At 42.3% G+C, this 11,928-nt stretch carries 8 protein-coding genes and 1 pseudogene; 7 read left to right on the forward strand and 2 right to left on the reverse strand.

Going from position 1 to position 11,928, the window contains the following annotated elements; genetic code table 11:
- Positions 1-211: 211 nt before the first annotated feature.
- From V7K42_RS08810 to V7K42_RS08830, 5 genes are all read left to right on the forward strand, one after another.
- Positions 212-538, forward strand: a complete 327-nt coding sequence (locus V7K42_RS08810; RefSeq protein WP_334915371.1) for a hypothetical protein — start codon at positions 212-214, stop codon at positions 536-538.
- A 411-nt stretch (positions 539-949) separates the two neighbouring features.
- Positions 950-2,479 (forward strand): photosystem II chlorophyll-binding protein CP47, encoded by a 1,530-nt coding sequence (gene psbB / locus V7K42_RS08815; protein ID WP_334915372.1) that lies wholly within the window; start codon positions 950-952, stop codon positions 2,477-2,479.
- A 116-nt stretch (positions 2,480-2,595) separates the two neighbouring features.
- Positions 2,596-2,703, forward strand: a complete 108-nt coding sequence (locus V7K42_RS08820; protein WP_084227385.1) for a photosystem II reaction center protein T — start codon at positions 2,596-2,598, stop codon at positions 2,701-2,703.
- 305 nt (positions 2,704-3,008) lie between these two features.
- Positions 3,009-4,121, forward strand: coding sequence for a 30S ribosomal protein S1 (locus V7K42_RS08825; protein ID WP_334915374.1), 1,113 nt, complete (start codon positions 3,009-3,011; stop codon positions 4,119-4,121).
- Between the two features lie 174 nt (positions 4,122-4,295).
- Positions 4,296-5,030, forward strand: a complete 735-nt coding sequence (locus V7K42_RS08830) for an HAD family hydrolase (RefSeq protein ID WP_334915376.1) — start codon at positions 4,296-4,298, stop codon at positions 5,028-5,030.
- A 171-nt stretch (positions 5,031-5,201) separates the two neighbouring features.
- Here V7K42_RS08830 and V7K42_RS08835 read toward each other — a convergent pair whose 3' ends face one another.
- Positions 5,202-6,587, reverse strand: coding sequence for an AtzE family amidohydrolase (locus V7K42_RS08835; protein WP_334915378.1), 1,386 nt, complete (start codon positions 6,585-6,587; stop codon positions 5,202-5,204).
- Between the two features lie 364 nt (positions 6,588-6,951).
- Positions 6,952-8,331, reverse strand: a pseudogene (locus V7K42_RS08840) (cytochrome P450).
- 187 nt (positions 8,332-8,518) lie between these two features.
- On the opposite strand from V7K42_RS08840, the gene V7K42_RS08845 reads away from it, so the two are divergent.
- A complete protein-coding gene (locus tag V7K42_RS08845; protein WP_334915380.1) occupies positions 8,519-10,732 on the forward strand; it encodes a phosphoketolase in 2,214 nt (737 codons plus the stop codon).
- Between the two features lie 482 nt (positions 10,733-11,214).
- The coding region (locus V7K42_RS08850) for a hypothetical protein (protein ID WP_334915382.1) at positions 11,215-11,928 on the forward strand (714 nt) is incomplete at its 3' end.

Genomic DNA, 11,928 nt, shown 5'->3' on the forward strand with positions numbered 1-11,928 from the left:
GCAAAAACAAAACTAGTAACTTAAAAATTAAATATTATTATTTTGTTGTTTTTTGTAATGAGTTAAATTATAAATATCTATTTTTTATATTAAAGCGTAGGTAATAACCTTAAATAGTCTTAATTTAAAATATCATTAGTTATACATAATTAATAAACAATATACGATATCGTAAACAGCAGATTGAAAGTTTAATAGTGAGATTAAGAGCGTGAAGTATTTCTTTCTATCTGAGGGATGGACAGTTGCAAGAGTCTGGGCATCTGATGGACTCTGGCAAGTAACTGCATGGCGACGGCAACCAGATATTCAGCGAATGAATGTTTGTTTAGTGGAAGAAAACGAATTGCTATGGCTTTATCGAGTTGAAGAAGCCATTTTAACCGTAGAAGTGAAACCTACAATACCAGACACAGCCGGTACTACCATAGGTCAAGTAGTACTTAAGCGTCTGATGAGTGCCGAACAAGTAATCGAACGTTTAGACACAGCTGAGGCAAAGTGTCAACTACAAAATATCCAGTTGGTGGTTCAGTAAAATAGACATGGGGCATAGGGGTAATACTTAACTGCTATTTCTCCTTTGTCTCTCATAAAGAAAAGATAAGTAAATCTAATCCCCAACAGGGATTGGTAGCGAAAAAACTTTGTGATGCTACGCGATCGCATCAATTTACACGCTTGCAAACAATTCCATCAATAGTTACACTTTTTAAAACATTCTCATTTTTTGCTTGGCGGTGGCTACCCTACAAGGTAAACCTCCCGAAGCGAGTAAGCATTGCCTCATCTCCCACGCTGTCTGACTTATAAGACTAACTGTGGTAGTACTCTGGCTCTGGCAATAACAAAAAACAAGAGAGAGTTTTCTGAGTGGCGAATTTCGTTCCTTAGAATCTCAGTAAGAAAATTGCTTTGTAAACTAACTCATCGAGGAGGAGCGTAGTCGATGGGACTACCCTGGTACCGAGTACATACAGTCGTTCTGAATGATCCAGGGCGGCTGATTTCTGTACACTTAATGCACACAGCCTTAGTAGCAGGCTGGGCTGGTTCGATGGCACTCTACGAACTAGCTGTTTTTGACCCTAGCGATCCAGTTCTCAACCCGATGTGGCGACAAGGGATGTTCGTCCTCCCCTTCATGTCACGTTTGGGCGTTACTCAGTCTTGGGGTGGTTGGAACGTTACTGGTGGTCCAGCAACCGATCCTGGCTTCTGGTCATTTGAAGGCGTTGCTGCGGCTCACATTGTTCTTTCCGGTCTTTTGTTCCTAGCCGCCGTATGGCACTGGGTTTACTGGGATTTGGAACTCTTTAGAGATCCCCGCACTGGTGAACCTGCCCTCGACTTGCCAAAAATGTTTGGCATTCACCTGTTCTTATCTGGTTTACTTTGTTTTGGCTTTGGTGCTTTTCACGTCACCGGATTATTTGGGCCGGGGATATGGGTTTCTGATGCTTATGGTATAACTGGGGCTGCCCAGGGAGTAGCACCAGAATGGGGCCCAGATGGTTTTAACCCATATAACCCTGGTGGCATTGCGGCTCACCACATTGCTGCTGGTGTTGTTGGTATTATTGCAGGCTTATTCCACCTCACAGTTAGACCCCCCGAACGGCTCTACAAAGCCCTACGGATGGGGAACATTGAAACAGTACTTTCTAGCAGTATTGCAGCAGTCTTCTTTGCTGCTTTCGTAGTTGCTGGTACTATGTGGTATGGTAACGCCGCCACTCCCATCGAATTGTTTGGCCCTACACGCTATCAATGGGATCAAAACTACTTCCGTCAAGAAATTCAGCGCCGCGTTCAAACTACCGTTGCTCAAGGTGCAACCCTTGACCAAGCTTGGTCGCAGATTCCCGAAAAATTGGCTTTCTATGATTACGTCGGTAATAGCCCCGCTAAAGGCGGTCTATTCCGTACAGGGCCAATGGTGAAGGGTGATGGTATTGCCCAATCTTGGCAAGGTCACGCCGTATTCAAAGATTCTGAAGGACGGGAATTGACCGTGCGTCGTCTCCCCAACTTCTTTGAAACCTTCCCTGTGATTTTGACCGATGCTGATGGAGTTGTCCGTGCTGACATCCCCTTCCGTCGGGCAGAATCTAAGTATAGCTTCGAGCAATCTGGTGTCACCGCCAGCTTCTATGGTGGCAATCTGAATGGTAAAACCTTTACAGAACCAGCTGATGTGAAGAAGTATGCCCGTAAAGCTCAAGGTGGTGAAATCTTTGAATTTGACCGCGAAACCTTGAACTCTGATGGTGTATTCCGCACCAGTCCTAGAGGTTGGTTTACCTTTGGACACGCCGTATTTGCTCTGCTGTTCTTCTTTGGTCATCTATGGCATGGCGCTCGGACAATCTACCGAGATGTGTTTGCCGGTGTTGACGCGGATCTTGAAGAGCAAGTTGAGTGGGGTCTGTTCCAGAAAGTGGGTGACAAGTCAACCCGCAGAAAGGAAGCCCTCTAAAGGACTGGAGACTGGGGACTGGGGATTGGGCACTAGGAAAAAGTTTTCCCAATCCCTAATACCCAGTACCAATCCCTAATCCCTCATTACTAGCTGGATAGGCAGCAACTAATAATATGGAAAGCGTTGCGTACATCTTGATTTTTACTCTGTGTATAGGTACTCTCTTTTTTGCGATCGCATTTCGCGAACCCCCTCGCTTTGAGAAACCAAAAGATAAGTAGAGCCTATTTACCAGACCTTTAACTTGATTTAAAGAAGTTAGTATCCGTTGCCACTAGATTTAGTAGCAACGGATATTATTGTTTTTGTCCTTTATCTTGTTTCTCATTATTGACCAATAACCAATGACCAATGACTAATTATTATGATATAATTTCCAATCTTGGGAGTAGATATGTGTTAATACTAGCTTTTCTGCGCTAGGATGAAAAAGGATGTTTTGTGTAAGTTGCCATAGAACTGCTTGCATAGTACATTACGCCTGTCACACAACCTTTACGGAGACTAGAACCAGGAACAAATAAGCATGGTCAATCAGAATTTAACCGCTACAGAAATTGGATTCACTCACGAAGATTTCGCTGCTCTACTTGACAAATACGATTATCATTTTAGCCCTGGTGATGTTGTACCAGGAACCGTCTTCAGTATAGAGCCGCGCGGCGCTCTGATTGACATTGGTGCTAAAACCGCAGCATATATACCTATACAAGAAATGTCTATTAACCGGGTGGATAGCCCGGAAGAAGTCTTACAGTCAAACGAAACCCGAGAATTTTTCATCCTTACCGATGAAAATGAAGATGGGCAATTAACCCTTTCCATTCGCCGTATTGAATATATGCGGGCTTGGGAGCGCGTGCGACAATTGCAAGCAGAAGATGCCACTGTCCGTTCTGGCGTATTTGCAACCAATCGCGGTGGTGCATTGGTACGCATTGAAGGATTACGTGGCTTTATCCCTGGTTCTCATATCAGTACTCGCAAACCTAAAGAAGAATTGGTAGGCGAGGATTTGCCATTGAAATTCCTAGAAGTTGATGAAGAACGTAACCGCTTAGTTCTGTCTCATCGTCGAGCGCTGGTTGAGCGGAAGATGAACCGCCTAGAAGTCGGCGAAGTAGTAATAGGTACTGTTCGTGGCATCAAACCCTACGGTGCTTTCATCGACATCGGCGGCGTGAGTGGTCTACTACACATTTCTGAGATTTCCCACGAACATATTGATACACCCCATAGCGTGTTCAATGTCAATGATGAAGTGAAAGTTATGATCATTGACTTGGATGCAGAAAGGGGTCGGATTTCCCTATCTACCAAGCAGCTAGAACCCGAACCCGGCGACATGATTAAAAACCGGGATTTGGTTTATGATAAAGCAGAAGAAATGGCTGCTAAGTATCGCGAACAACTGCTAGCCAAGCAACAAGGTGCTACTGCTGCGGCGGCTGTAGCAGAAGAAGATATTCCACCAGCAACAGAACTTGAAGACGAGATTCTACCAGCAGCAGAACTTGAAGACGAGATTCCACCAGCAGCAGAACTTGAGGAAGTAACTCCAGTAGTTGCGGAAATTGAAGAAGAGATTCCAGCAGCAACGGAAACTGAAGAACAAATTCCAGCAGCTATTGAAGAATAATAGATTTTATAGTTTTACTTGTTTTTAAGTAAGAGTATTAAATAATTATATAAAGAGGGTTTTTCCCTCTTTTTTTATGTGGAAATTGGGAAGAGACGCGAAAAATCTTTGTCTGTACAAGGGTTAGCAATAAAAACTCATAATTATTAATTAAATAAGTGGGGTGAAATTATTGTGGTAACTATTAAATGTAGAAATATCACTTTTGATAATATCCAGGCAATTGTGTTTGACAAAAACGGTACTTTAGAAGATTCTGAAACGTATTTGCGATCGCTAGCGCAAAAAGCAACAAGATTAATAGATGCCCAAATCCCTGGAACTGGGGAACCCCTGTTAATGGCATTTGGTATCAATGGTAATCTTCTAGATCCGGCGGGTTTGATATCGGTAGCGAGTCGCCGCGAAACAGAAGTTGCAGCTGCGGCATATATTGCCGAGACAGGAAAAGGATGGTTTGAATGCTTAAAAATTGCCCGTCAAGCAATGGAAGAAGCGGAGAAATATATCGAACAAACTCCTTCACCGCTATTTGTAGGTAGCTTAGAATTGTTGAAATATTTACGGAAAGCAGGTTTAAAACTCGGTATCCTCTCAGCTGCAACAACCGATGAAGTAAATAAGTTTGTAGCACATTACCAATTAAATGATTATATCCAATTGGAAATGGGAGTAGATGAGGGGCCGAGTAAACCAGATCCAGTGCTATTTTTGCAAGCTTGCCAAGCTTTGGGAGTTGAACCAGGCGCTACTTTGATGGTGGGTGATGCAGTTGGTGATATGCAAATGGCACGTAATGCTAAAGCCGCAGGTTGTATTGGTATCACTTGGGTGGGTAAGTCAGATAATGTCCGAGGTGCGGATGTGGTGATTAATCAACTTGATGAAATTCAGATTTTAGAAGATTAGCAACCTTAGAGATTGTTTGAAAAGTGTTATGTTGTGATTTTAATCGAATTATTACCCCCCTTAATCCCCCCTTAGAAATGGGGGAAATAAGAAAATCCGGTTCCCTCCCCTTTATAAGGGGAGGGTTAGGGTGGGGTAAAAAATATTTGATACAACATTGGTTTACTATAATTACACTACTGCTGCTGAAATTACACCCTTTATTTCTAACGCAGCCGCAACCCGTAAAATTAACGCTTCATTATATGGTGCTGCGATCAATTGTACGCCCAATGGTAAATCATTTTGACGCTGGATTGGTACTGATAAAACGGGTAAACCAATGAAAGATAATGGTTGAGTAAATAGCCCTAAATGAGGACGGACAAGAATTTCTTCACCATCCAAAACCATAGTTTGTTGACCGATTAGCGGTGCAGAAATTGGTGTCGTTGGGGCAAGAATCACATTCACATTTTGAAACACTTCTCGAATGCGATCGCGATACCATCTTCTAAACCTTTGTGCTTGAAGATACCAGCTACTAGGAATTAACGCCCCAGCCAAAAAGCGATCGCGTGTTGCTGGATCAAAATCTTGGGGACGCGATCGTAAATTTTCCAAATGTAGATTTGCGCCCTCGTTAGCTGTAATCACAAAGGCTGCTGCACGGGCGCGGTGTGCTTCTGGGATTGTGATATATTGATTGACATTTAGAGCATCAGCGACTTTTTGCACTGCTGCTAAAGCTTCTAGTTCCGCACGTTGGGTAAAATAATCGCTAGCAATAGCAATTCTGAGATCGGAAATATCTTGCTTAAGTTGTGGTAAAACCAATTCAGGCGGACGTTTTGTACAAATTGGATCGCGATCGTCTTCTCCTTGAAGCACATCAAACACTGTAGCAATATCCTGCACCGAACGCGCAAATGGGCCAATGTGGTCAAAACTGCTAGAAAATAAAGCTACCCCAGCCCGAGATAACCTTCCATAAGTTGGCTTCAAACCAAAAACGCCACACAACGCCGCCGGAACCCGAATTGAACCATTAGTATCAGAACCCAGCGTCAGAGGTACTAACCCAGCAGCAACAGCCGCCGCCGAACCACCTGATGAACCACCAGCAACTCGCTGTAAATCATGGGGGTTGTGAGTAGCACCGTAATGGAAATTTTCCGTCACGAATCCATAAGCGTACTCATCCATATTCAAAGCACCAACCAATACTGCACCCGCTTTCTTCAGCTTGGCTACTGCGGTTGCATCTTGGGTAGCTGATGGTTTTTCTGCATTGATTTTCGATCCCGCCAGAGTCGTTAAACCAGCGATATCGAAAAGATTTTTCACCGCAAAAGGGACACCAGCAAGGATTCCTGAATTATTACCTTCGGCAATTCCTCGATCAATGCGTGCTGCATCTGCTAAAGCCGCCTCAGCAGTCACAGCCGTAAAGCAGTTGAGTCGATCGTCACATGCTGCTATTCGTGCTAACGCAGTTTTAGTAACTTCCACAGCGCTAGCTTTACCTTGGCGTACAGCAGTTGATATTGTTATGGCATCGGCTGAATCAAAATTCATGCTCAAATATTCAGATATAGGGCATTTAGCTTAGAGAACTCCAACTGCAATGCCAATGCATCGACCTGTTATGCCAATGCATCGACTTGTTATGCCAGTGCATCGACTTGTTATGCCAGTGCATCGACTTGTTATGCCAGTGCATCGACCTGTTATGCCAGTGCATCGACTTGTTATGCCAATGCATCGACTTGTTATGCCAATGCATTGACTTGTTATGCCAATGCATCGACTTGTTATGCCAATGCATCGACTTGTTATGCCAATGCATTGACTTGTTATGCCAATGCATCGACTTGTTATGCAATAATTTTGCGATCGCACTCTAATTTACATGCCTTTACCTCAATCAACCTCCCCAGCATCAAACAGTGGTTGTCTGAAGAACGGGAGAGTTCACCTGACGTTGACTTTTGATAATCATCTGGATAGGACGATCTGGCCCTGTCACCAAACCACGGCGTTTAGGTCGAATTTCACCATTGTCAACTAATTCTAATTCAAAGCTAGAAAGGATTTTGGCAAGTGCTAACTTCATTTCCAACTGGGCAAATGCTAGACCAATACAGCGCCTAGCACCACCCCCAAAGGGCAAATATTCATAAGCAGAAAATTGCCGTTCTAAAAAGCGTTCTGGCTTAAACTGCTTAGGTTCTGGATAAATATCTTCCCGTTGGTGGGTCAGATAAATAGAACCAAGGAGGACTGTACCCGGTTCTAATTCATAACCGCCTAGCGATATCGGTGTTCTTACTCTTCTGGGAAAAGTTAGCATAGCTACTGGGTAAATCCGCAATGTCTCGGAACAAACAGCGTTGAGATAGGGTAACTTGAAAACGGTACCGGGATCTGGGTTATCGCCCAAGCTATCTAATTCTTGCAGTAGCTTTTGGCGCACTGATGGTATTTTATGAATCCGGTATAATGCCCATGCTAAAGCTGTTGCTGTGGTTTCGTGACCGGCTACTAATAGAGTCATCAATTCATCGCGCAACTCTTCATCGGTCATGGGTTGACCGGCTTCATCCCTAGCAGCCATGAGTAAGCTGAGAATATCCGTGCGTGATGAATCTGGTTGTTCTCGACGTTCTCGAATTTCCTCATAGATGAGTTTGTCAGCTTCTTGTTGAACGCGCATTTGTCTTCCCCAGAAGTTAATCGGGCCAAAATCTCTTTGCAAAGCTGGAAAATAAAGCAAAGCCACACTTAACCGAGAACTGGCCTTCTCTAAAAGATCGCTCAAAATTTGCTGTAGTTTTTCAGCGCGAGGCCCTTCATGTAGCCCAAACACAGCTTGCATAATCACCCGCACGGTAATAGTTTGACTAGCAGACCGAATATTGAAGGGTTTGCCTATCTGGTATTGGCTAATGACTTGCTTGGTGACATCGGTAATTACTTGGCTATAATTCCGCATTCTTTCGCCGTGAAAGGGAGGCATTAACAACTGGCGTTGACGTTGGTGGTCTGTGCCGCTGCTAATCACAGAATGCTTGCCCAGCAAAGGTTAAAGTACCTTATTTAGATCGCCAGGGACTTCTAATTCTTTGGTATCAGTTGTCAAAATTTGTTGTTGCGCTTGGGGGTTGCTGACGATCACGAAAGGAGGAAGATTTTTGTCTAATCGGAGAGTAAAAATCTCGCCATAGCTTCTGGTACAAGCCTCCATAAATGACATCGGATTAACAATCCAGCGCAGCATCTGTAAAACTGTTGGAGTTTGCGGGCCATTTGGGAATTTCATAAATTTTTTTCCTGCTTAATATTTTTTTGCTACTTCAACTAACTGAAATTTTGATTACTTGACCATTTAAAGTACTTATTCTAGCGTTGCAAAAAAGCAATAAACTGTTACAACCCCGAAGATGTAAAATTTTGGTTAAATTCAACGAGCATCTACAGTTTCACCTCATCGTTAAAAGGTACTCAGCATGACTGCAATCTCCCCAAAGGCATCTTCAGCGCTTCCCAATTTCTCTGAAGGGATTCAATATTTTGGTGAAGCTTTACCAGATTTTGAAACTTATGGTGCAACACCTGCTATTGAGTCGGGCAAAGTAGCGATCGCATCTCCCACTGATAAAACAGCTGTATATCAAACTTTACTGGCTGCTGATGCCTTACGCTACCTGACTTTGCAAGTTACCGCTAGCAAAGCTTCTGGGCATCCCGGCGGATTCGCCAGCCAAGCAGAAGTTTATGCATCTCTTGTCATGCTGGGATACAAGAACATTCTCACGGAAGTCGGACACCACGCGCCCGGATTTTATAGTGCTATGTTCTTGGATCGTTCGCTAGAGGACATGGGAATTTTTACAGTCCAACAATTGCGCGATCGCTTCCGAGAAAATCACGGACTTTTAGGACACCTTTCTGGTTTTATTCCCGGTATTCTTGCACCTGCGGGGCCTTTGGGACAAGGGCAACACTTTGCAATGGCGGCTGCACTATTACACAAAGATAAGTTGTTCCCCTTTACAGTTGGGGATGGTGGATTGGGTGAGCCTTACATTGTAAGTGCGATCGCACATTTCCATACTGCTTATCCTGCTGTCACCAACTTTTTACCCGTGTTGGTGTGGAATGGTTACAGCCAAGAACATCACAGCATGGTTTCTCTCAAAACCAATGAACAGATGCAAGCATATTGGCAAGGTAACGGTTTTGATGAAGTGGTGTTAGTGGATGCCAAAGACTTTGACGATCAGAACCAGCCAGGGGATTACGTTGATAGCACCGCCTTTTCCTTTGAGAAACGCCTAGAATTCACTCAAGCAGTACTTTCGGGTGTAGATAAAGCAGCGCGATCGGCTTTGGGTGGTAAACTTACCGTCTTCATTATTAAACAACTCAAAGGTGCAGGAGTCCACGCGCGGGGTGCAAAATCTCACAACTTGTATCCTAAAGATACGCTAGATGCGCCCCATATTATCAGTGCATTGCAAACCCGTGCTTTATCTACGGAAGCTTGGCAATTAGTCAGAACAAATGCAGAACGCGCAGGTGGTGGCCCAGCAGCAAAAACTGTAGTGACAGAATTTGAATTCCCATTACCAGATTTAGGCGAATTACCTTTAGAGGAATATGCAGTTGGAGGTGAAGCCAAAGTTTCCACAACCGCAATGGGACGATTAGTAGGAATAGTTGGAAATAAAGATCGAAATTTTCTCGTCACCAACGCCGACGGTAACGAAGCATCTGGAATTGCCAACATCAACCAAGCATTAAAGATTATTCACCCCACAACCGACGACTTATATAATCAAGCACCAAACGGACAAGTTTATGAACCATTGAGTGAAGATGCTTGTGCCGGTTTAGCTGCCGGTTTAGCCTTAATGGGTGCGAGAACTTTGTGGTGTTCTTACGAATCTTTTGCCATTAACGGATTACCAATTTGGCAAACTGTAACCCAGTCAATGGCAGAATTGCGTCGTCAAACTCCCTCCACTATTACTTTATTCACAGCAGGCGCATTAGAACAAGGACGCAACGGTTGGACTCACCAACGTCCAGAAATTGAAGCTTACTTTGCTTCGTTGATGCGAAATGGAAATGTTTTCCCATTATTTCCGCCCGATGCTAATAGTATTCAAGCTTGTTATGACTGGGCTTTGAAAACTAAGAATAAGGGAATTGTGATTACTGCAAGTAAATCGCCGTTACCAATTCGCACAACTTTAGAACAAACTCGTCAAGGGTTGCGCGATGGTGCAGTGTTATTACATGAAATCGCTGGTGATAAACAAGCGGTATTTGCTGTAATTGGTGATATGACATTAATGCCAGTCTTTGAAGCTGCGGCTTTTTTAGAAACTGAAGGTATTGGTGCAAAGATAGTTTCTGTTATCAATCCTCGGCAATTGTATCGTAGCCATGATACTGCATGGGATACCTGTTCTGAACCTGAAGGCGATTTCTTAGATGATGCCAAATTTGCCGAATTATTTGATGGCGATGCGCTAATTGCTGTTACAGGTGGTGCTGCGGCGATGTTAGAACCGATTCTGTTGCGGAGTACAGCCAAGCGCGACACCTTCGCTTGGAAGCGTGGGGAGACTACAGCCAGTGCTGGTGAGTTGATGGCATTTAATGGATTGACTGCTGAAGCGTTAACAAAACGTGCGATCGCATTAGTACATTAAAGCTGCAATCGCCTTTTATTTTATCGCAAATATACGTATGGGAATGCTGAAAAATTGCGTTTAATTCGTATATTTGCGTTTTTTATGAGAACTTCTAAGGCTTTGAGATTAGTTTATAAATAAATATGGTTAGATTTTCTGAAATTCTTTAACATTAACAGGTTTTCAAGTCACAAAAGCTGCTTTTCAAGTTGCAAAAGTTAGTTTACGAGTTCAAAACTTGATTCACAAGCCAGGATGAAACGCTATATTTTTCTGGAAAACATGGCGTTTAATGGATTCACTGTGGAGGCTTGACGAAAAGTGCGATCGCTTTAGTGCATTAAGGTTAGGTTTTATAGCTAGAAAAGTCTGAATTTCTAACCGCATATGCACGCAGATAAAACGCAAATAGATTAGCGATTCAATACGTATATATCCTGTTTTGATTGTAATTATTTTTTTGTATATTTTTAATATGTAAATAATTCCCAAAATATTTTATGTATAAGATAGAGGTCAAGATTGATGGGCAATTTATCAATAACTTTTCTAATGATTCTATCTATGATTTAGTTTTTCTTGACTTAGAATTTTGGCCGGATTATTTACAGGTACAGGGAAAAGCAGTACAAAGAATATATGGATACACCATTACTCGGCTTCTCAAAAAAACTAATCAGCAATATATCAAAGTTAAATTTTTAGAGTTTGAAGTTGAGGAAGAGCAACTTGTTAAGGAAATCATGCAAGATATTTATAGGCTGAAAAACAAAACTTTTCTCGGCTTCGAGATAAAACATAGTGATATAAAAACGTTGAAAAACAGATTTAAAGCTTTATCAATATACTCAAATATTAATGAAATAAAGCTATTTGATTTTAGAGATTACTCGCCAAAATATGGCTATAAAGGATTAAATGGTTTGTTTAACCAACTTGAAATCAAAGTAAATAAAAAGATTGACGGTAGTTATTTTCGTAAAAATCCCAAAAAAGTATTTTTACGGAAAAGTGGTTGGATAGATATTTTATTAAATATGTTTGAGTATTGTTTAGAAGATGCCGCAGGTTATTTTGAAATTGTATCAAATTGGAATAAGAAAAATACTTTAATTACTAAAAATATGATTACAAATGAATTCTTAAATTACTCTGAATTAGACAAAGAAACATCAGTTACACTAATAAATCAGGATACAGAAATATTTTCTATG

Origin of the sequence: Nostoc sp., from assembly GCF_036917455.1 — a bacterium.
In the GTDB taxonomy this organism is placed as follows: Bacteria; Cyanobacteriota; Cyanobacteriia; order Cyanobacteriales; family Nostocaceae; genus Nostoc.

Coding starts and splice junctions, on each gene's coding strand:
- psbB (WP_334915372.1), top strand. CDS start 950: ATGGGACTACCCTGGTACCGAGTACATACAGTCGTTCTGAATGATCCA.
- V7K42_RS08820 (WP_084227385.1), top strand. CDS start 2,596: ATGGAAAGCGTTGCGTACATCTTGATTTTTACTCTGTGTATAGGTACT.
- V7K42_RS08825 (WP_334915374.1), top strand. CDS start 3,009: ATGGTCAATCAGAATTTAACCGCTACAGAAATTGGATTCACTCACGAA.
- V7K42_RS08835 (WP_334915378.1), bottom strand. CDS start 6,587: ATGAATTTTGATTCAGCCGATGCCATAACAATATCAACTGCTGTACGC.
- V7K42_RS08845 (WP_334915380.1), top strand. CDS start 8,519: ATGACTGCAATCTCCCCAAAGGCATCTTCAGCGCTTCCCAATTTCTCT.